Origin of the sequence: Fredinandcohnia onubensis (genome assembly GCF_002734215.1) — a bacterium.
Classification (GTDB): domain Bacteria; phylum Bacillota; class Bacilli; order Bacillales; family Bacillaceae_L; genus Ferdinandcohnia; species Ferdinandcohnia onubensis.
In genome coordinates this window covers 133,861-155,106 of sequence record NZ_NSEB01000010.1, presented here as the reverse complement: position 1 = coordinate 155,106, position 21,246 = coordinate 133,861, and the positions used below count along the sequence as shown (strand labels likewise).

General features: G+C 38.5%; 23 protein-coding genes. 11 read left to right on the top strand and 12 right to left on the bottom strand.

The window, feature by feature from the left end; translation table 11 throughout:
- Window positions 1-43: 43 nt before the first annotated feature.
- Window positions 44-1,330: an NCS2 family permease gene (locus CKK03_RS12225; RefSeq protein WP_099362860.1), complete on the bottom strand. Its 1,287-nt coding sequence runs from the start codon at window positions 1,328-1,330 to the stop codon at window positions 44-46.
- Window positions 1,331-1,450: 120 nt separating this feature from the next.
- Here CKK03_RS12225 and CKK03_RS12220 point away from each other — a divergent pair, with 120 nt between their 5' ends.
- Entirely contained in the window at window positions 1,451-2,317 is an 867-nt protein-coding gene (locus CKK03_RS12220) for a LysR family transcriptional regulator (RefSeq protein ID WP_099362859.1), read from the top strand.
- An 886-nt stretch (window positions 2,318-3,203) separates the two neighbouring features.
- Here the strand turns inward: CKK03_RS12220 and cspD are convergent.
- On the bottom strand, window positions 3,204-3,404 hold the full coding sequence (cspD, locus tag CKK03_RS12210) for a cold-shock protein CspD (RefSeq protein WP_077618477.1): 201 nt from the start codon (window positions 3,402-3,404) through the stop codon (window positions 3,204-3,206).
- Window positions 3,405-3,675: 271 nt separating this feature from the next.
- A complete protein-coding gene (gene msrA / locus CKK03_RS12205) occupies window positions 3,676-4,638 on the bottom strand; it encodes a peptide-methionine (S)-S-oxide reductase MsrA (protein WP_099362857.1) in 963 nt (320 codons plus the stop codon).
- Between the two features lie 118 nt (window positions 4,639-4,756).
- Here msrA and CKK03_RS12200 point away from each other — a divergent pair, with 118 nt between their 5' ends.
- Window positions 4,757-5,002, top strand: coding sequence for a DNA alkylation repair protein (locus CKK03_RS12200; protein WP_099362856.1), 246 nt, complete (start codon window positions 4,757-4,759; stop codon window positions 5,000-5,002).
- A 67-nt stretch (window positions 5,003-5,069) separates the two neighbouring features.
- Here the strand turns inward: CKK03_RS12200 and CKK03_RS12195 are convergent, their stop codons facing one another.
- On the bottom strand, window positions 5,070-6,083 hold the full coding sequence (locus CKK03_RS12195) for an acyltransferase family protein (RefSeq protein WP_099362855.1): 1,014 nt from the start codon (window positions 6,081-6,083) through the stop codon (window positions 5,070-5,072).
- A gap of 228 nt (window positions 6,084-6,311) precedes the next feature.
- Here CKK03_RS12195 and CKK03_RS12190 point away from each other — a divergent pair, with 228 nt between their 5' ends.
- The gene (locus tag CKK03_RS12190) at window positions 6,312-6,602 is read left to right on the top strand and encodes a hypothetical protein (protein ID WP_099362854.1); all 291 of its coding nucleotides are present in this window, start codon (window positions 6,312-6,314) and stop codon (window positions 6,600-6,602) included.
- A 141-nt stretch (window positions 6,603-6,743) separates the two neighbouring features.
- Complete coding sequence (locus tag CKK03_RS12185) at window positions 6,744-7,952, top strand: MFS transporter (protein ID WP_099362853.1); 1,209 nt, start codon at window positions 6,744-6,746, stop codon at window positions 7,950-7,952.
- A 23-nt stretch (window positions 7,953-7,975) separates the two neighbouring features.
- Here CKK03_RS12185 and CKK03_RS12180 read toward each other — a convergent pair whose 3' ends face one another.
- Window positions 7,976-8,770: a class I SAM-dependent methyltransferase gene (locus CKK03_RS12180; protein WP_099362852.1), complete on the bottom strand. Its 795-nt coding sequence runs from the start codon at window positions 8,768-8,770 to the stop codon at window positions 7,976-7,978.
- 95 nt (window positions 8,771-8,865) lie between these two features.
- Window positions 8,866-9,840 (bottom strand): NAD(P)H-dependent flavin oxidoreductase, encoded by a 975-nt coding sequence (locus tag CKK03_RS12175; protein ID WP_099362851.1) that lies wholly within the window; start codon window positions 9,838-9,840, stop codon window positions 8,866-8,868.
- A 253-nt stretch (window positions 9,841-10,093) separates the two neighbouring features.
- Here CKK03_RS12175 and CKK03_RS12170 point away from each other — a divergent pair, with 253 nt between their 5' ends.
- Window positions 10,094-10,378: a phage holin family protein gene (locus tag CKK03_RS12170; RefSeq protein WP_099362850.1), complete on the top strand. Its 285-nt coding sequence runs from the start codon at window positions 10,094-10,096 to the stop codon at window positions 10,376-10,378.
- Window positions 10,379-10,728: 350 nt separating this feature from the next.
- Here the strand turns inward: CKK03_RS12170 and CKK03_RS12165 are convergent, their stop codons facing one another.
- On the bottom strand, window positions 10,729-11,553 hold the full coding sequence (locus CKK03_RS12165; RefSeq protein ID WP_099362849.1) for a TrmB family transcriptional regulator: 825 nt from the start codon (window positions 11,551-11,553) through the stop codon (window positions 10,729-10,731).
- A 142-nt stretch (window positions 11,554-11,695) separates the two neighbouring features.
- Here CKK03_RS12165 and CKK03_RS12160 point away from each other — a divergent pair, with 142 nt between their 5' ends.
- The 3 genes from CKK03_RS12160 to CKK03_RS12150 all read left to right on the top strand — a co-directional run bounded on the left by CKK03_RS12160 (window position 11,696) and on the right by CKK03_RS12150 (window position 14,565).
- Entirely contained in the window at window positions 11,696-12,325 is a 630-nt protein-coding gene (locus CKK03_RS12160; RefSeq protein ID WP_099362848.1) for a homoserine/threonine efflux transporter, read from the top strand.
- Window positions 12,326-12,428: 103 nt separating this feature from the next.
- Window positions 12,429-13,508 (top strand): TDT family transporter, encoded by a 1,080-nt coding sequence (locus CKK03_RS12155; RefSeq protein ID WP_099362847.1) that lies wholly within the window; start codon window positions 12,429-12,431, stop codon window positions 13,506-13,508.
- 67 nt (window positions 13,509-13,575) lie between these two features.
- The gene (locus CKK03_RS12150; RefSeq protein WP_099362846.1) at window positions 13,576-14,565 is read left to right on the top strand and encodes a glycoside hydrolase domain-containing protein; all 990 of its coding nucleotides are present in this window, start codon (window positions 13,576-13,578) and stop codon (window positions 14,563-14,565) included.
- A gap of 63 nt (window positions 14,566-14,628) precedes the next feature.
- Here CKK03_RS12150 and CKK03_RS12145 read toward each other — a convergent pair whose 3' ends face one another.
- Window positions 14,629-15,324 carry an AIM24 family protein gene (locus tag CKK03_RS12145; RefSeq protein ID WP_099362845.1) on the bottom strand — a complete coding sequence of 232 codons (696 nt, stop codon included), beginning with the start codon at window positions 15,322-15,324 and terminating at the stop codon, window positions 14,629-14,631.
- A 176-nt stretch (window positions 15,325-15,500) separates the two neighbouring features.
- On the opposite strand from CKK03_RS12145, the gene CKK03_RS12140 reads away from it, so the two are divergent.
- Together CKK03_RS12140 and CKK03_RS12135 are read left to right on the top strand one after the other, a co-directional pair.
- Window positions 15,501-15,809 carry a PadR family transcriptional regulator gene (locus tag CKK03_RS12140; protein WP_099362844.1) on the top strand — a complete coding sequence of 103 codons (309 nt, stop codon included), beginning with the start codon at window positions 15,501-15,503 and terminating at the stop codon, window positions 15,807-15,809.
- Window positions 15,810-15,823: 14 nt separating this feature from the next.
- Window positions 15,824-16,990, top strand: a complete 1,167-nt coding sequence (locus tag CKK03_RS12135) for a chromate transporter (protein ID WP_099362843.1) — start codon at window positions 15,824-15,826, stop codon at window positions 16,988-16,990.
- Between the two features lie 58 nt (window positions 16,991-17,048).
- On the opposite strand, the gene CKK03_RS12130 is transcribed toward CKK03_RS12135, so the two are convergent.
- A complete protein-coding gene (locus tag CKK03_RS12130; RefSeq protein ID WP_099362842.1) occupies window positions 17,049-17,792 on the bottom strand; it encodes an AAA family ATPase in 744 nt (247 codons plus the stop codon).
- Between the two features lie 151 nt (window positions 17,793-17,943).
- Between CKK03_RS12130 and CKK03_RS12125 the strand changes: the two genes are divergently transcribed.
- Complete coding sequence (locus CKK03_RS12125; protein ID WP_099362841.1) at window positions 17,944-18,465, top strand: HD domain-containing protein; 522 nt, start codon at window positions 17,944-17,946, stop codon at window positions 18,463-18,465.
- Between the two features lie 69 nt (window positions 18,466-18,534).
- Here CKK03_RS12125 and CKK03_RS12120 read toward each other — a convergent pair whose 3' ends face one another.
- The 3 genes from CKK03_RS12120 to CKK03_RS12110 all read right to left on the bottom strand — a co-directional run bounded on the left by CKK03_RS12120 (window position 18,535) and on the right by CKK03_RS12110 (window position 21,209).
- The gene (locus CKK03_RS12120) at window positions 18,535-19,779 is read right to left on the bottom strand and encodes an aminopeptidase (RefSeq protein ID WP_099362840.1); all 1,245 of its coding nucleotides are present in this window, start codon (window positions 19,777-19,779) and stop codon (window positions 18,535-18,537) included.
- A 59-nt stretch (window positions 19,780-19,838) separates the two neighbouring features.
- Window positions 19,839-20,279 (bottom strand): SRPBCC family protein, encoded by a 441-nt coding sequence (locus tag CKK03_RS12115; RefSeq protein ID WP_099362839.1) that lies wholly within the window; start codon window positions 20,277-20,279, stop codon window positions 19,839-19,841.
- A gap of 138 nt (window positions 20,280-20,417) precedes the next feature.
- Complete coding sequence (locus CKK03_RS12110; RefSeq protein ID WP_099362838.1) at window positions 20,418-21,209, bottom strand: DUF2935 domain-containing protein; 792 nt, start codon at window positions 21,207-21,209, stop codon at window positions 20,418-20,420.
- Window positions 21,210-21,246: the final 37 nt, after the last annotated feature.

Below are 21,246 nucleotides of genomic sequence, written 5' to 3'. Positions count from 1 at the left end.
TATGGCACAACAACAATAGCAGCCCTTAAAGGACTGCTATTTTTTAGTACACATATTGAATTACAAAATTACTAATAAATAATATCGCAATCATATAAAGCGCCGGATGGATTTCTTTTCCTTTCCCCATCAATAGCTTCATGACTGGGTACATAATAAATCCAATCGCCATTCCGTCCGCAATGCTGTATGTTAATGGTATTAACACGATAATTAAAAGTGCCGGAAAGCTCTCAGTGAAATCATCCATAGAAATGTTCACAATATTTTGCAGCATCAAAACCCCGATTAAAATTAGAATCGGTGAAACCGCGCTTGCTGGTACCATTTTTATCACTGGAATAAATAAAATGGAAACTAAAAACATAACCCCTGTTACAATACTTGTTAGTCCTGTTCTTCCACCAGCCGTAATTCCAGCAGCTGATTCTACTGAGGCAACCGTTGGGCTCGTTCCAAAAACTCCAGAAGATAATACAGAAACGGCTGTAGCCTGAAGTGATTTTTTACTACTCTCAGGACGTTTTAACATGTTCGTATGTCCATGTATTAAACCAATATTTTCAAATACTAGCACCATTGCAAGTGAAATTGAAGTTAGCCAGAAAATGATATTCCCTGCTTGTGCCCAAGATAATTGACCAAACACACCAAAGTATTCACTGAAATCTGGTGTAGATAAGGAAATTCCCTCTACGTTTGATCCTCCAAATAAAATTGCTAATACCGATGTAATTAAAATACTTAATAATAAATTACCAGGTACATTTTTAATAAATAATAAAACCGTGATGATCAAACCAATAAAAGTTATAATCACTGTTGGGCTACTTAAATCACCGATAGCAAGCAGAGTGTGTTCAGAGCTCGTAATTATCCCTGCATTGTCAAACCCAATTAAAATCAATAGAATTCCAATTCCAATCGTAATGGCTTCTTTTAAAGAAGCCGGGATTGAGGAAGTAATCACTTTTGCTAATGGTGTAAAAGCAATGACCACGAAAATTAGGCCTGCTACAAATACCATTGCTAATGCTTCCTGCCATGTAAATCCACCGGATTGCACAATGGTATAGGTAAACATCGCATTAAGTCCCATTCCAGGAATGAGGAGAATCGGTGTATTACTCCATAACCCAATCACTACACATCCTATGAAACTAGTTAAAATGGTAGCAATGATTCCCGCTTCCATCGGAATTCCCGCCACAGCGAGGATTGTTGCATTGACAATAATAATGTAGACAACTGTTATATATGAAATGAATCCTGCCGAAAATTCCTTTCCAATTGTCGTACCATGTTGTTGTAATTTAAAAAAACGTTCCATTTTAATCACCTTTCTAACGTCCACTAAAAACGATATTCATCATAACATAGACTTCTACCATTCGGAAAATATATAATATGTATAGAAACTATATATTTTTTATATAGAAGGAGAAATATGATGGATATTAAGCAGTTACGTTATTTTATTGCAATCGCTGAAGAAAAAAATATTACAGCAGCTGCCAATCGGCTTCATATGTCTCAACCGCCTCTTAGCATGCTACTAAAGCAGATGGAAGAAGAGCTTGGAGTTAAATTATTTGAGCGCAATGGCAAAAGTATGGCGTTAACGGATAAAGGCGAAGTTCTCTATCAACGTGCATTGCATCTCGTGAACAGTGTTGAGGAAATTAAAAATGAAATCCAAGAAACTGAAGAAGGTACAAGAGGTGTACTAGCGGTGGGATTAAACACGTTGTCTGTTTCTGGGTTTTCGGAGATGCTTCGCGCCTTCCACCAAAAATACCCACTCGTCTCGATTAAAGTTGTTCAAAACGATTCTTTTTATTTAGCGGAAATGGTTAAATCACGCGCGATTGAAATGGCATTTGTACGGCTACCGCTTGAACATCGTGGTTTCATATATGAACACCTTCTTAGTGAGCCCTTTGTTTTTGTGAGTAAGCAGAAAACGGATATGGTTTCGCTAGAAATGATCTCACAATTGCCACTCATTATTCCAAGTACGGAAGGTTTGGGGAGTTATAATATCATTCATGAAGCCTTCTCAAAACAAAAACTTCAATTTATGAGTATTGCGGAATGCTCAGATATGCATGTATTGATGGAGATGGTTAAAGGAGGAATGGGCGCAACGATAGTGCCAAAATCCGTTTTTGATGTGTACGGGGACAACACTCTTTACTCCGCACCGATTAAAGATGCTAACCTGATTTCTTCCTTAGGAGTCATCTGGCTTGAGCATCACTATGTCTCGACTCCTGCTAAAAACTTTATCGAGTTGGTTAAACAGGAATTATCCTAATTATTACACCAGGTTCGTAAGATTAACTATTATTCGTACCCTCAGGCATTTGTATTACTTCCAGTGAGGGTACGATTAGCTCTTATTCGTGCCCTCAGGCATTTGCATAACTTCCAGTGAGGGTACGGTTAGCTCTTATTCGTACCCTCAGGCATTTGTATTACTTCCAGTGAGGGTACGATTCGCTCTTATTCGTGCCCTCAGGCATTTGCATTACTTCCAGTGAGGGTACGGTTAGCTCTTATTCGTACCCTCAGGCATTTGCATTACTTCCAGTGAGGGTACGATTCGCTCTTATTCGTACCCTCAGGCGTTTGCATAACAATCAGTGAGGGTACGATAAAGCTTAATTCCAAGTAAAAGACTTTAATATATGCTAAATACTTTTCTAGCACACTAGCATGTTTCGCTATATCTGTATCACTGATTATAATCTTTTTAAACCAAGCTTGTACCACGAAACCTCTCTTACGGTACACGCTTTACTCGTTTTCAACCTAGCTTGTACCGTGAAACCTCTCTTGCAGTAAACGCTCTACTCGTTTTCTACATCAGTATGTACCGTGAAACCTCTCTTGCAGTACATACTCTACTCGTTTTCTACACCAGTATGTACCGCGAAACCTTTCTTGCGGTACACGCTCTACTCGTTTTCACCCTAGCTGGTACCCCCTAATCCTCTCTCACGGTACATGCTCATAACTTTGACATCCTAGCATGTACCGCTAAGCCCGGTTTGCAGCAAACCCACAAATCCTCCAACCAAGCACGAACCCAGGTGGGACAAGGGACCTGTCCCCCTGACCCACATCCGCCAAAATCAAACCATAAAAAAAACAGCCCTACATCAGTAGGACTGTTTTTGAAATCTTATTTATAGGTTAGATTATAATTTAACTACGTTAGATGCTTGAGGTCCACGGTTACCTTCAACGATTTCGAAAGAAACTTCTTGACCTTCTTCTAAAGTTTTGAAACCATCGCCTTGGATTGCTGAGAAGTGTACGAAAACATCGTCTCCACCTTGTACTTCGATGAATCCGAATCCTTTTTCGCTGTTAAACCATTTTACTTTACCATTTTGCATGAAATATGCCTCCTAAAATGAACACACAAACCATTTGTGCATTGAAAAATTAACCATTGTACACTTACATAAATCTAAAACAAATTGACATATAACTTCAGAAGAATAGCCTGATTCTAAAATGAAATTATCGTTCTTTCTTTTCTTTAAACTTATATAACGCAACAAAATGGTCTATTTCATCATATCATCGCAGATTACCAGAGTCAACCAACAAATATGAAAATAGTCATATTCTCACACATGCTGTATAGACATGCATTCTCCCAATTTAGTTAAAGAGTTTCGCGTACTCCCCATAGCCTTCTTTTTCAAGATCTTCCCTCGGAATGAAACGAAGTGCTGCGGAGTTTATACAATAACGCATACGAGTTGGACCTGGTCCGTCATAGAATAAATGGCCAAGATGGGAATCGGCTGTATTGCTTCTTACCTCAGTACGGATCATACCATGAGAAGTATCAAGCTCTTCAACGATTTCCTTCGAATCAATCGCTTTTGTAAAGCTTGGCCAGCCGCATCCTGCATCATATTGATCCAATGAACTGAACAATGGCTTACCAGACACAATGTCAACATAAATGCCTTCTGTTGTGTTGTTCCAAAATTCATTTCGAAACGGCGGTTCTGTCCCCTGTTCTTGTGTTACGTAATACTGCATATCTGTCAGACTTTTCTTAGCCTCATCAAATTCCTTCGCAGCCCAATGGGTTCTAATAAATTTGTCCCTACCCGAACCTTTGCGATATCGATTATAGTGTTCAGGCTTCTTTTTATAATAATCTTGATGATATTCTTCTGCTCTGTAGAATTCCTTTGCAGGAAGAATCGGTGTCACGATCGGTTTTGTGAAAATTCCACTGTCAGCAAGTTTTTGTTTTGATTCCTCGGCAATCTTTTTCTGTTCCTCTGTATGGTAAAAAATTGCTGTGCGATAGGAATCACCCCGATCAAAAAATTGACCACCCGCATCTGTTGGATCAATTTGCTGCCAAAAGAGCTCGACTATTTTCTCATAAGGAAAAATGTCTGGGTTAAATGTAATTTGAACAGCCTCATAATGTCCAGTTGTATCCGAACAAACCTCTTCATATGTAGGATTTTCTTTCGTACCACCTGTATAGCCTGAGACAACTTCAATGATTCCTGGCTGTGTATCAAACGGCTTTACCATACACCAGAAGCAGCCACCGGCGAAGGTTGCTTTTTCCACTTTTTCGTGTGTATTTTCCATGTACCCTCTTCCTTTCTCTATTTGCTTTATTTCATTATATCACTTCTGCCGTCTGTTCAAAAAAATCCGCTCATAGTATTTTCTTAATTGGAAACAGTAAAAAATAGGAGGTGTAAGAATGAGTAGTCCTTATTTATGTCCAAATTGTAAAACCAATCGTTCAAGATTCAATATTATTGAACAAGTACCTAAATCCGTTAAAATGGATCCCCAAAGTGGTGAAGTTATGGAAGAATACACAGAAAACCTTGACCCCTTCCATGTCCCATACCGTGGACCAGAAATCAAGGTACAATGCGGAGTCTGTGGACTGATCGAAGACGAACAATCCTTTATAAAAAGAGCCGAAAATTACAAAGGGTAAACACATCAAAGGGACGTTTCTCCTGGGTTTACGGTACTGACCGAACCAAGAGAAACGTCCCTTTTATTTAGTAGCCTTCTTGTTTGACATTAAAGAACCTCTTGATGATGGAGATTCGAAGTTCAATTAACGGCTGAGTAATCGCTCGTATTGTTTTCGTTGACAACAATAATGTTAAGATGAGTGATGCCATCACTAATATTGCAATATTTCCGGTATCGTTAATTACGTCAAGCCATTCGCTACTTCTGAAATATTTAATGACAAAGCCGTGCAACAAATAAACATATAATGTATGTGTACCCCAGCTAGTGAAGAAAAATTGTCTTTTCGGTAAAAGTGAGAAAAAGGCAACTGTCATAACAATTGAAACCAGGTAGACTGCTAAACGAATGAGTCCCCCAAGATTCTCCTGAGATAACGTCTCGTACGACTTTGAGCCAAGCAACCAACCGGTGTTGAAATCTGGCACGAAATAATAGCCGATTAATATAGCTAACAGCAAAATACCTGATCCCACTTGAACAGCCGGGCGTTTCAAAGCTGTGAAATGCTCTCTTTTACAATAAAAACCCAGTAAAAATAATGGGAAAAAGACAAATGTCCTTGATAAACTTAGATAATTTTCCACAAAAGGAATATATCCTACACCTATCCCCACTAAAACTGCGATAGTCAACGACCATTTCATCGGTAGTTTCGTGTACGCATACAGCATCACATTCCAACAGAATAAACTAATTAAAAACCAAAGGGACCACTGTGGATTAAATGGCTCAAATAAAAGTGATTGACCATTATATAGGTAGTAATAATAAATTGTATAGATAAGCTGAAAAATCAAATAGGGAATCAACAGTTTTTTTGCCGTCTTTTTAATATATCCTTCCTTCCTAAATCCCTTTGCAAAATATCCCGAAACTAATATAAAAGCAGGCATATGAAAGGAATATACGAAGTGATAAATTGTCATGATGATTTTATGATCATCTATAAAAGGCTGAATAAAATGCCCAAAGACAACAAGGAATATTAAGATAAACTTTGCGTTATCAAAATAATACTCTCGCTTGGTAGCCATCACAATACCTCCAAACTTTTGTTATTGTATTATAGCATCGCAAGGAGGAATTATATGCAAATGTCTTTGATTTGTAAACGTCTTTTTAATATTAATGGCCAGTTTGTAATTATACTGAAAAATCTTAATCAAAATGAAACAAACCTTTTGGGGCCTTTTTTCATGTGAAAGAATATCATCCTCTCGCTTATTTACAAGCTCTATAATCAAGTTGAGGTGATCGTAGTGATGTTTTTCGCGACTAGAAAAAATAATGAAGTGCTACACAAACTCATGGAGTACACAAATCAACAGGTAGTTATAAATTGGTATGAGGATGAACAATTAATTGAACGTAATGGGTTCTTTTTTTCTTGCTTACGAGTCGAGGATAATACTCTCCATTTCATAAAAGACAATGAAGTGAAACAAACGATATTATTAATGAACTATCAAACAATTGAGATCCTCCCCGATTTTCGTGACTTTTTTCAATTAATAAATGGAGCACACACCTTACATATTTATTTTCCTCACTAAAAATACTCAGGAGCTCTGAGTATTTTTTTAACTTCAAAATTATTTCACAAACCGAAAGTTTCGTTAATGAAAATAATCTGCAATTGTGGTACTATAAATCTATTAAAAAAACAAGTATATTTTTAGGAGATGGAAAAAATCATGCCGAATTGGCAACGAAATTTATGGGTTCTTTGGATTGGTGTCTTTTTTACCGCTTCGGGGTTTTCAATGGTTATCCCGTTTTTACCGATCTTTTTGTTAGAAATCGGGGTACATGACCACACTGAATTATGGTCAGGGCTAATCTATGGGGCCGCCTTTTTTGCAGGTGCATTTGCGACACCGTTTTGGGGAAGAGTTGCCGACAAATACGGACGTAAACCAATGATTGTAAGGGCTGGCTTTGCCCTTTTTCTCGTTTATACGTTAATGGCATTTGTTACAAATCCTTATCAAATCTTAGGCTTACGTATCATGCAAGGTTTATTGAGTGGGTTTATCCCAGGCTCGATTGCACTTGTCGGTACAAACACTCCAACAAAAAAAGTTGGGTATGCGCTCTCCATGATTTCATCGGCAGCAGCAACTGGGATGATTATAGGACCTCTCTTGGGTGGCGGTTTAGCTGAACTCTGGGGGAATCGCTGGGCCTTTGCAAGCGCGGGAATCATTGTCTTATTGGCAACCATGTTAATTATCTTTTTCGTAAAAGAAGAGAACTTCAAAGCGAACAAAGAAAAAGGTTCCGTTATCAAGGATTTTAAAATCGCAATCGACAATCGCCCTTTTTTCCTTGTATTGATTCTGACCTTAATGGTTAGCTGCTCTACAATGATTATAGACCCGATTCTACCACTATACATCGCCGATATCGCAAGTCACTCAAGTTATACAACATTACTGACCGGTTTTATAATTGCATTACCTGGTCTTGCGAGTGCATTGTTTGCACCTGTGTGGGGAAAATGGGCGGACAAGGTGGGGTTCAATAGGATTTTATTCATTGGGCTACTTGGAGCCGGAATTGGCACATTAGCTCAGATTGTCTTTACCCAAATCTGGGGCTTCTCAATTATTCGTTTCATCTATGGAGTCTTCTTCTGTGCGATCTTCCCTGCTTTAAATGGGCTTATTGTCAAAATTACGCCAGAAGATTTCCGCGGCAGAGCTTTCAGCCTAAGTCAAACTGCAAATCAAATTGGAGGTATGATTGGCCCGCTTATCGGAGGGGTTTTAGGTGGCCTATTTCCTACACAAATGCTTTTCACAGTGACAGGTATATTGCTCTTAGTTGCACTGGCTACAGCTTACTTAAATGGGGACCAACGAAAACACGTGTTGAAACGAGGGGTACTCGCTAAGAAATAAAATAGATTCATATAGACAAACGCTCAGAAGTCTCTGAGCGTTTCTTTTAACTTAATTGCTCGTGTAGCAACAAATGTTTTAATATACTTATCTAATAATCTTTTTCCACCAAAATCATCTTCATAAAAACCTGAAATAACAAACCCAGCATCAATTTGCCCTTGAATTTGGTCTTCCAAGGTGTGGGCAAATTCGATTGTTTGATTTGAATTGATATAATCTTGTACATCATCCTTTGGTAAATAATCCAGGGTTGAAGATGGTATAGGATGCTTAACATCTAGAATCCCTTTATTTTCTTGATTTTCATCAAAGATCCAGAGTAAAGGATTCGTAAACCCAGTAATCAAAATACCATTGTTTTTTAAAACTCTAGATGCTTCCTTCCAGACAGGGCGTACATCTTTAACAAATAAATTAGAAACAGGGTGTACGATTATATCAAAGTATTCATCTTCAAATTCACTAAGGTCTGACATGTCGCCTTGTACTGTTTTTAGCGCTAATCCTTCACGTTTTGCTACCTTTTCATCTTGTTCTAATTGTTTTTTAGATAGATCAAAAACGGTTACGTCTGCTCCAGCTGCGGCTAAAACGGGCCCTTGTTGTCCCCCACCTGAAGCTAAGCAAAGAATTTTCAATCCATCTAACGATTTCGGAAACCAGTGTCTAGGGACTGATTTTTCAGTTGTAACGGTGATTTCCCACTCGCCAGTTTTACTCTTTTCGATTACTTCACTACTCACAGATTGAGTATATCTAGAACCCTCTTCTACCTTCTTATCCCAAGCATTTCTGTTATGCCGAGCTATGTCCACTGTAATTCCTCCTTCCTCAAACAAGCATGAAGTAAAAAGGGCTTACTCCTACAAAAAATCAAACTAGGAATAAGCACCACAATAAATTTATCTCACTAAGCAAATACTTGGCTTGCCTTCAATAAATTTTCTCTTGCCTCTATATATTCGTGATGGAGTTTATCAACAAACTTACCAGCACTTGTCACCTCATTAATCGCACCTATGCCTTGACCACTTCCCCAAATATCCTTCCAAGCCTTTGATTTCCCTTCTCCACCAAAATTCATTTTTGAAGGGTCACTTTCAGGAAGATTGTCAGGATCTAAGCCTGCTGCACGAATGGATGGTGCTAGATAGTTTCCATGAACTCCCGTAAATAAATTACTGTACACAACGTCATCCGAATTACAATTAACGATGGCTTGCTTATAGTCTTCTGCTGCTCGTGCCTCATGTGTTGCTATAAATGGTGAACCGATATAGGCAAAATCTGCTCCCATAGCTTGAGCCGCTAATATGGACTTCCCAGTTGCAATGGATCCTGCTAAAGCTAATGGACCATCAAACCACTGACGTATTTCCTGAACTAAAGCAAATGGACTCTTGCTACCTGCATGCCCGCCTGCACCTGAAGCGACGGCAATTAGGCCATCTGCCCCCTTATCAATTGCCTTATGGGCAAACTTATTATTAATGATGTCATGTAAAACGATTCCTCCATAACTATGAGCTGCTACATTTACCTCTTCACGAGCCCCTAAGGAAGTGATAATAACCGGTACCTTGTATTTCACACATAGCTCCATGTCTTGTTCAAGCCGATTGTTTGACCTATGTACGATTTGATTAATAGCAAATGGAGCTGCCGGGCGGTCAGGATTTTTCGCATTGTAATCGGCTAGTGTCTCAGTTATCTCTGCCAACCATTCATCCAGTTGGGAGGCTGGTCTAGCGTTCAGTGCAGGCATCGACCCTACAATCCCTGCCTTACACTGTTCAATCACAAGCTTTGGATTACTAATGATAAACATGGGTGAACCGATAACAGGTATCCTTAAGGATTTCAGGATAGATGGAATATTCGACATATTTACTTCCTCCAATTTCAAAACATATTTACTTGCATAAAAAATAAATCATTCTGAATAAGAGAAGGACAGGCTGACTGTATTTAAATTTTGGAAATCGCTTTCAATCATCCTTCTATTTAGTAATACTATATTGATAGGGTTATAGTCAAATAATTCTCTAAAAATTTAAAATATCCTTTTCACACTAACCAATACCTTCTTTTTGGAATAATTTATCCTAAAAGGGATTTGATATGTTGAAGGTGAAAAAATGGATCTCAATTTAAAATTTTATATTCGGCAAGATGCGTTTATTTTAATTCCTGTTCTTTATTTCATTGGGCTTATCCTAAAAGATACTCCTTTCATTCCACAGTGGACCCACAGATGGATTCAATTAGGTTTCGCCACCATCGCCTGTCTTCTTTACTATGGCTTCATTATTCAATCCGTTGTACAAGCTATCCTTGTCACTGGTGCTACTATGATTTCTGAAGACCTCATCAAAAACACACTCCACGGGATCTCCTCAGTTAGGGATAAAAAGGATGAGTAATTAGCGAACCGCGGGGACTTTTTCAGGTCCCCAAAGGACGATTTTACTTGACTTTTTCCTTTTTTATCCAAAAATTATGCCTTATTGGTCTTTATGTTATGAGTTATTCCAAATTCGTCCAGAACTCTTGCCATATTTTATCTTTACGCTACACTTTTTCCAGTTTTATCTAATGCTAATACCATATTTCATCTTTTTGCCACGGCCTCTTCCAGTTTCATCCAAAACCAACACCTTATCCGGCCGTTATACTATGACTTTTTCCTTTTTTATCCATATCCCTTTCCATAAACAAGTTCTCCATTCCAAATAAAAAAGCGCTGATCCAAGACCAACGCTTCATAACCATTTTACTTCACATAATGCTTTTTGAAATCCGGGTGGATTGAAAATTTGTGACGTAGGTCAATTAGGTTTTTACCGAAGCTTTCTTCTAGAATATCACGATGCTTGTTTAACAGTTCCATCAAATATAAATCATGAATGATGACCTCCGTTATTGGCATGACTAGTCCAACATGCATCGTCCACGCTGCGCGACTATCTTTACCTAAAGACACGATTCCAGCTACGACCTCTGAATCATCACCACTGTATACGAGCCATCTACCGCCATATTCGTCCGTAATATCAAGGCTCATATCATGTAAATACACATTGGCAAAATCAGATTCAACCTCTCCGTACGCAATAATTGTTACATTTACACCCCTTTGGGCTGCTGCTCTTAAATCATTTGCTAATAACTCATACTCCTCTTTCCATACTTCTAACAAAATTCGTTTGTTAGCTGATTCGACACATGTCCGCACTTTATCCAGAATTTCTGTATCCCCTGTGATATTCCAAATATTTTCACGGTCATGAACCGAGCGCTCAAAGTTTTCGAAAAACTTCTCTGCCCTATCAAAATTTTCCTCTGCCTTCGTACGACGGTGTCGAATCAGTTCCTTCGCAGGTACCGGCGTGTATTGCGGGGTATTACCCGGACTAACCAATATATCCCCACGCATAACTAGATTGTCCAATACCTCATAAATTTTCGAACGAGGTACACCAGAATTTTTTGCTACCGCATAGCCTGTTAATGGTGATTCTTCCAGTAAGCTCAAATATGCCTTCGCCTCATACTCCGTAAAATGCAAATTTTTTAATGTATCAAAAATATTATCCAATTTCGTTCCTCCATAATAGTCGCTACCTTTGTAACTAATATATTAACAAAAAGTATTGATGCATTCCAATCATATCTGCTACAATATTTTTGAAAGTAGTTACTGTAGTAGTCACTAAAACCAACATGGAGGTCTACAGATAATGGATAACCTAATTGCCTACTTACCGATCGCAGCTATGATGGTTATAATTCCCGGGGTGGATACGATGTTAATCATCAAAAACACACTTACATACGGTCCAAAAGCTGGTCGCTATACCCTACTTGGAACGTCTATGGGACTCGCTTTTTGGACACTTATTGCCGTTCTTGGGTTATCCGTTGTAATTGCGAAGTCAGTATTTTTGTTTAGTTTTATTAAATATGCAGGTGCTGCCTTCTTAATCTATCTAGGAATAAAAAGCTTCTTCACCAAAAGCGCCTTGTCATTGAATGAGCTTCAAGAACAAGCTAAGAATCAAGTTACACCTACAAAAAAACATCATAAGGACTCATTTTTGCAAGGGTTGCTTAGTAACATACTTAATCCAAAGACCGTTCTCGTATACATCACAATCATGCCCCAGTTTATTGATTTGAACGAGAACATAAACCAACAATTAATCATAATGGGCCTTATTATGTCCATCCTTGCCATTGTCTGGTTTTTACTCCTCGTATCAATCCTTGATTACGCAAAAAAATGGTTCAACAATCCCAAATTCAATAAAGCATTCCAAAAATCCACCGGTTTAATCCTTGTCGGTTTTGGCATTAAAACCGGAATCTAATGCCTAACATAAATCCGTTCATCCATTGAACGGATCTTTTTCCTATTCAGGCATAACATGGTAACATAGATTCGTAATTAATTAGATTTAAAAGGTGATTATATTGTTTTTATTATGGCTACTGCTCATATTAATCGGATTTATCTACATAAAACACACCAATTTTTTCGTTAAAACTTCAACTTTAGCCGCGGTAATGGCGATTGGAATTATGACACGTGGGGTTTTATCCAACTATTTCACAACAGGCTTTGATGTTTATGGTGAAATTATAGTGATGATCAATATTACACTATGGTTGTCATTTCTTTTTTCTTTAGGAATGACCATTTGGAAGGGAAAATTCAGGGAGATCCATCTCCAAAATCCTATCAATCGATTTGGGATTGGAACATGGGTGGCCGCTTCCTCCATTTCTGGAATTTTACTTTACATTTATAATGATTGGTTTATTCCCGCGATGCTCATCTCACTTGTGAACTTCGGCTTCTGGCTATTTTATATCATTATATCGATAGTAGCCTTTTTCGAAATCCATAAAACCAGCTCCTACCATAAGGTTCACGGGATTGTATTATTAACCACTGTTAGTACACAGTCTATAATACTTTTATTAAACACCATATATCCTGAAGTTCCAACCTACTTGAACACAAGCTTGCTTATGATCGGTTTCCTTTTCTATTGTGTTGGGGTTTATTTTATCGGTAAAAGATACATCCGAAAAGGCTGGTCCATCAAGGATGACTGGAATAACACAAACTGTATTCTCCACGGGGCCTTGTCCATTTCTGGAATTGCCTGTATTGTATCCGGAAATGTCGATCCTACTATCATCGTCACGGTCTGGATGATTGTCTTTGCTATTTACTTACTTGTTGAGACAATTGAGATCATCCGGCTTTATTCACGACTTAAACATTTTGGAATAAAAAAAGGAATATTTATTTACGATGTCACCCAGTGGAGCCGGATATTTACCTTTGCCATGTTTGATACATTTACATTCCGTCTCCAAACAGATATCGCCATTATTTTACACATCCGGCATTTTGTCCTATCTTTTGGGATTTGGCTCATTTTAACGCTAATCGTGTTTGAGATTTTTCTAATAAGTATAAGGTATATAATGCAGCTTCACCAAGCTACGTATAAAAGCTCCGTATCGGACATCTCGATTTAATCCCAAGCCCACACCGCACACTGTCACCTTACATATATATAAAAGGTGACAAAGGTGAGGTGATAAAATGACAGAGAAAGGATTTAATATACTAATATCCGTAATCATCGGGTTCCTTTTAAGCTGTGCGGTGTTTTTCTATATAACTGAAGACAAAACAAAACCCGTAACATCAAACCCAACGACCGAAGCACCGACAACTCCCCCTCCTTCCAATACTGATAAGAAAAAACCACCACCGGCTGAAAGGCAAGAACAACAAAATCAAGAAAAGAATAATGAAACTGAAAAGCAAACAGATTCAGAAAAACAAAGTGAAAAAGATAAGCAAAAAGAAGAAGATAAACAAAAAGAACAAGAAGAACAAAACAACAATGAAAAAGCAAAGCCTAGCGATGAACTCCCAGTGATTGTTTGGGGAATTGATTCAGCAAGTGAAACGACAAAAGATTTTTATGCTTGTGTAAAAGAGAATTTTGGTGACCCAGTTGTATTTGGTCGTTATCTTGGCGAGCGCGAAGGAATCTCAGTAGGTCTTACAGCAGAACAAGTGGAGATTATCCATGCTGAAGGCGATTTTATCTTACCAATCTACAATCATTTTAATGAAGCAACAGGTTATGACAATGGGGTCGCGCATGCAAAGGAAGCAATTAAACTAGCAGGTGAAATTGGTATCCCAAAAGGAGTTGCTATATTTGCTGACATTGAACCAACCTACCCAGTTGATTCAGAGTTTATTAAAGGATGGTTTGAAACAATTGAAGGCTCACCGTATAAATCTGGGATTTATGGCGTATTTGACCCTGAACAAGCTTTGTTTAAAGCCTATCAAGAGGCCGGAAAAAGCAACGGCGCCATCCTTGAACAGAACTATATTTGGACGGCTGCCCCTAGTGTAGGAATAACAGTAGAAGCCAAATCACCAAAATATAATCCGAGTGCTCCAGAAGGCTCACTTGCATGGGGCTGGCAATATGGCTTAGACTCCGAAACTTGTAACATCGACACAAATCTATTCAAACGTGAACTCGTCGATGTCTTGTGGAGACCTTAAATTAGAAGATTCAAAGCATAAAAAAAGAAGCATGAGTTTTCCTCTTATGCTTCTTTTCAATTATCAGCTATTCGATTGCTGCATATAAACTTCTTCATACGGCTGAACGATGACAAAGCCATCACCTTCAAATCTCATTTGAATCGATTCCCCACTTCCACGGCCAACAAATGTTTTAAACGAAATATCCGTTTGGAACTCAGGGTGAAGATTTCCGGACCAAGCAACTGTTGCATTCGGATCTGTGATAACTGGTTTTCCTGGCGTTACCCGCAATGTAAGTGGCTCATAATGAGTCGTAATCGCAAGCATTCCACTCCCCTCACAGCGAACATTGAATAATCCACCAGCCATCATACCCGCAACCCGCTTCATAAGCTTTATTTCATGCTTCAAGGATGGTTCAAAGGCAAGAAGATCATTCCCATTTACATAGATTGATTCGTTCTGTAGCTGCAGAATGATAATTTTTTTCCCGCTGTCGGCCAAGTACAGTTTCCCTTGCCCATTTGCTTTCATTAACGACGCCCCTTCTCCTGTTAACGCTTTCTTAAACATGCTCCCAAGGCCATGCTCCAGGATTCCTTCTCTTTCATACTTGATTTTTCCATTATAGGCAACCATTGACCCCGCTTTTGCCCAAATCATCCCATTCAAATTGACTTCAAGCATTCTAGGAGTCTCTAACTCAAACAATCCCTCACCTTTGTCTTCTTGCTCTGTGTTTTTTATAAACTCTGAAATTGAATATTTGCTCATATCCCCCACATCCTTTCGTTAGTTTGTTATACGTATAGCCTAGTAAAAAGGTTTCAGATTGTTAAGGTTTTGTAAATTTCCATTTTTGACTTTAGGTATCCTCTTTTACATGCTATAATTTCGATATCGATTTCCGATATTGGTTTTCTATATCAACAGGATTGGTGGTAAATATAGTGGAAGATAAAATATTGAGGAAGCTTTTTCTTGGATTCATCCAGATTCATATTTTACACCATGCAAAAGAACACCCTATTTTTGGAGCATGGATGCTCGAGGAACTTAGAGAGCATGGATATGTCATAAGTTCGGGTACACTCTACCCGATCCTCCACAGCATGGAGTCAGATGGTCTATTAGAAAAAGAAGAAAAAAATGTAGAAGGAAAAATTAGAAAGTATTATACCACAACCGATAAAGGAAATTCCGTTCTTATCGAAGCTCGGAACAAAGCTTATGAGCTTTTTAAAGAAATTAAGGATTAGTTGAGGGGGAAAACATGAAAAATTTACTTGAAATTCTTGTTGTATCAACAAGACTCGGTTTGACATCTTTTGGGGGACCTGTGGCACACTTAGGTTATTTTCACGAAGAATATATCCGTCGCCGTAAATGGATGGATGAAAAGACCTATGCAGACCTAGTTGCTTTGTGTCAGTTTTTGCCTGGCCCTGCTAGTAGCCAAGTCGGAATTGGTATTGGTGTGATGCGTGCAGGAGTACTCGGTGGAATTGTTTCATTCCTAGGGTTCACTCTCCCGTCTGTCATTGCACTCATTCTATTTGCGGTAATCCTACAAGGGTTGGATATCGGAACTGCTGGCTGGATTCATGGATTAAAATTGGTGGCCGTAGCCGTTGTGGCACATGCAATTCTTGGAATGGCACAAAAACTCACGCCAGATTTAAAGAGAAAATCACTTGCACTTTTTGCTTTAGTTGGAACTTTACTATGGCAGACTGCCTTTACACAGATAGGCGTTATTCTCATAGCAGCCATTTTAGGATTTATCTTATTTAAAAATCAAACAGATAGCGAGACTACCAATTTACAGTTCCCAATATCTCGTAAATTCGCAGCTTTCTGTTTGACATTGTTTTTCGGTTTGCTCATTCTTTTACCGATTTTAAGAGAAGTTACTTCTTTGGAATGGATTGCAATGTTTGATAGCTTTTACCGATCAGGTTCGCTTGTTTTCGGTGGCGGGCATGTTGTATTACCATTGTTAGAACGTGAATTTGTTCCAACAGGATGGTTAAATGAAGAAGCATTCCTTGCTGGATATGGAGCAGCACAAGCCGTTCCCGGACCACTGTTTACATTTGCTGCCTATCTTGGTGCTGTGATAAATGGATGGCAAGGTGGACTACTTGCAACGGTGGCTATTTTTCTACCAGCTTTTCTACTCATTTTAGGAACATTACCGTTCTGGGATTCTTTACGCCGCAACCCTAAAATTAAAGGAGCACTTATGGGAGTTAACGCAGCAGTGGTTGGAATATTGATTTCTGCTTTCTATCACCCGATTTGGACCAGCACTGTGTTTGCACCCATCGATTTTGCATTCGCAGCCATTTTGTTCAGCATGCTTGTTTATTGGAAACTACCACCTTGGATTGTAGTGGTGACAGGTGCAATTGGCGGTGCGATTATTAGTTTATTTTAGACTACCAGTTTGGTAGTCTTTTTTTAAATCTTACATTCGGCTTGTAAATCAAATTCACCTATTCTTCCTCATCTTCTCTAAACAACTCGTCCAAATACCGTTCTCTCCGATTTAAAAATCCCATCGTGATCTGATAATGCTCAGTTTCTTCATATTCGATTTGCTCAATTGGTGTTGCATCAAAATTATAAATCTGAGCCCCCGGATATCCCAGTAATATCGGTGAATGGGTTGCAATTATGAATTGTGCATCTCCACCTTTTGCTAGATCATGTATCACACGTAAAAAGGCAAGCTGCCTCGCTGGAGATAATGCAGCCTCAGGCTCATCCAAAAGATAAATACTTCGATCACCAAACCGATTTAAAAATAGAGATAAAAACGACTCACCATGGGATTGCTGATGCAAGGACTTTCCCCCATATCCTTCATAGTTAAAAGTAGGATCCTCCTCGGCCAATTGATCCAAATAAGAGGCAAAGTGGAAAAAGCTTTCTGCTCGTAAAAAGAAGCCCTGATTGATCTTTGGCATCCATGAGAGTCGAATATACTCACTTAAGGCTGGGGTCGCATCTTCAAAATTGTAGGAATTATTTCTTCCACCTCCCCCACTATTAAACCCACACTGGTGAGCAATTGCCTCAAGCAAAGTGGACTTTCCCGACCCATTTTCACCTACAAAAAACGTAACAGGTTCATAAAAATCAAGTTGTTCGAGACCTCTAATACTTGGTATCGAAAAAGGATATTCCCGCTCATTATGTATTTTTTCCGATATTAATTTTACACTCCTTAAAAACAAAACAAATCACCACACTCACGTAATACAACCATTTTAACACTTTCGCTTTGTTCTTCCACCCATTACGAATCAAATTGGATGTTTCTGTCTTGATAATATCTTTCATACATGATAAGATTCTAAAAATTTATCTTTTTTGGGAGGCCTGAAAATGAGATATGTTACGTTAACGGAAGTTTATAATCATAGGATTGCACAAAAATACCTGTCTCGTTCTGGGAAGGCTCACGCCATTGCTTGTGCTTACCATGCATTCAAAATGGCCAAGCAGCAAAATGTTTCTGTAGATCTTGCTACAAAGGCAGCTTTGCTACATGATATGGGGCATTATACATGGTATAAGAATGGAAAATGGGATTATAGCATGTACAAGGAAAATGACATTCATGCCATTAAAGGGGCAGAACGTGCTCATAAATTATTGATTCGTTTAGGTGAAAATCCGAAGTATGCCAAAGAAATTGCGTATGCGATACTATTCCACACGGACTCCTATATCGAAGAAGGTTTCATCAAGCGTACGCCACTCCAAGCCATCACAAAACTTGCGGATGAACTCGATGAAGAAGAAGGTGGTCTTCACCACTATCGTGATATTGACGAGGACAAAGCGAAGAGAATGATTGAGAGATTAGATGCCTTAGTTGAAGAAGAATTGGACAAACACCAATAAATACAAGTCAAAATAAAAAGCCCAAGAGAAAATGTTTTTTTCAGCTTTCTCCTGGACCTCGTTACATTCTTATATAGCCCAATCACCTTTTCGGAAAATCGGAACGATTGTACCATCTTGTTTAATGCCATCTATATCCATATCACTTGAACCAATCATAAAATCGACATGCACAGTTGAAACATTTAAGCCACTTTCTTTTAGTTCGTCTTCATTCATTTTCGTGCCACCTTGAAGATTTGTAGGGTACGCTGCACCAATCGCAAGGTGATTTGACGCATTTTCATCGAATAACGTATTAAAGAAAGTAATACCTGACTGAGAAATCGGTGATGGATCTGGTACTAATGCAACCTCTCCTAGACCTGTTCCACCCTCATTATCAAATACGAGCTTCTTCATAATTTCATCTCCCGTTTCTGCGGAGATGTCGACGATTTTACCATCTTTAAAATGAACCACAATACCTTCAATTAAAGTGCCTGCATAGCTTAATGGTTTTGTGCTTCGAACTACACCGTCCATACGGCGTGTATCTGGAGCCGTGTACACCTCTTCAGTAGGCATATTTGCGATAAATTCTTCTTCTTTTGGATTATAGCTTCTAGCGCTTTCCCAAATATGATTCTTTGGCAAACCAAGTTTTAAATCCGTACCTGGTGCTCGATAGTGCAACGAATCAATTTGGATTTCATTTAACTTGGCTGCCTTTTCATTCAAGTTTTTTGTATGCTCATCCCATGCAGCAACAGGGTCTTCCTCATACACTCGGCAAGTTTTGAAAATTTGATCCCAAAGTGCATCCACCTTTTCCTCAGTTGTTGAAAGGTCCGGGAATACTTTAGCCGCCCACCCTGCTCCAGCAGCAGCTGCAACTGTCCATTTTAATTCATTGTTTTGGGTTGCGACCCGTTGTACTTTGAATGCTTTCGCAGCTTTGTTTTGATAAGCAGAGATTTTTGCAGGTTCAACCCCACTTAGAAAGCCTGGATCACTTGAGACGATTGAAAGTCGGCATACCTTATGATTGAGAACATGATCATCTGATTCTTGAATTTCGTATTCAGGAATATCAGTCAATACCTCTTGCGGCTGGTGCAGATAGTGTTCTTTTGTAATTTCATCGTCAGACCACTTTACAATAACCTTTTCAGCCCCTAATTCGTATGCCTCTTTTGTCACAAGGCGAGCAAGTGGAGCCTGATCTACCGTGATTGTCATCTTAACCCAATCACCTTTTTGTACATTTAGTCCGTTAGCTACTAAAAGCTTCGCATACTTTTTCAAGTTCTCCTCAAAATGTGGTAGAGCCATCTTATTACCCCCAATAAATTATGTATATCATTATACTAGCATAACACAAATTGGATTTCCTAATGAATCAAAGAACCTCTAAGCGTAGATATACCATTTTCCAAATATCCCTTCAAACAGGCGAGCATATACATCCACCCCTCTTTTTGACCTAAAAGAATGTTTACGATTTCAGGGTCGTTGGTGTTAAAACCTGATTCGGTTACCTCTAACACTGTGCTTCCATTTTTCTCTTCCACAAGTAAAAACGTAACTGTCGTTTCATACTCACCTTCTCCCCATTTGTACACAATCCTTTTATCTTGTTCTACCTCTACTACTTTTATTGTTAATTCTGCATTATATTCCTGATAAAGCCATGTAATTTTCTTTCCTTCTTCCAATCGACCTGAACTATTTGAAAACCAATAGTTCCCGATTTTTTCTGGATCTACTAAAGCTTCAAACACCTCACTTGTCGACTTATCAATACGCATTTTTGATGTTATCTCAGAAATCATAAAACAGCTCACCTTTCATAAAAATACCTCTGTAACTAATATTATATCCATACTACTTCCACAAAAAAATGCTCCACTCCTTTATAAAAGTAAAAAAAGAGCAAATCAACATCGATTTGCTCTTACCTTGTTACAACGTTATTTATTTCTTTTTAAACTCGATTCAAATAAATCAATGATTTCTAAAAACCTTTCCGCTTCTCTAAATGTGTGATCAGCCAACAAAGGATGAATATTACTTTTTATGCGACAAGCCTCAATTAGCTCCCTCGCTGTTTTCTTAAAATCTCTTAATGAAGCAACTGATACCCTATTTTGATCTAAAAACTGAGTTAAAATTGGTTTTGTTTCCGACTGTGGTCGCATTGAATCTAAATCAATTGCTTGGAATAACAATTGATCGAAGTCATGGCTGAACTCTCTGGCCTGGTCAACAAGCTTTCTTTCCGAAGGATCCAACAAATGTCCGATAAATTTTGCATGATCAGCCATGATTCTAAGGAAGAAAACATTTTCCTGAATAACAGCTTCTGGTTTTGGTGCAAGAATTCCTTGATTAAGTTCCTTTAACCGATTAGCAAAATAGGCTGCTTCCCTACTAATATGGTCAACTAACAAAGGGTAATTGTTTGTTCTAATCTCACAACGTAAAGTTAGCCCTAATACCTTTCTTTTATATGCCCATATTGAAGCTGCAGCTTGGTACACTTCATTATTAAACGCTTTGACTTGCCGTAATTCCGAATTAACCGAAAACCGAGCTAGCTTTTCCTCAATTCTTTCAAACACTGTAATAAAATTCTTTGCTTCATTAATTAATTGTTGTTGTTCATACGTAAAACCCAAACTCAAAAACAAAGCGTGCTCCTTCATTATTCTAGACCAAAATCGAATCTCATCTAATGACCTCGTAACTATTGGATCGGCCATCCCCCACCCTCCCTTATTCATACCCTTCCTTTACATA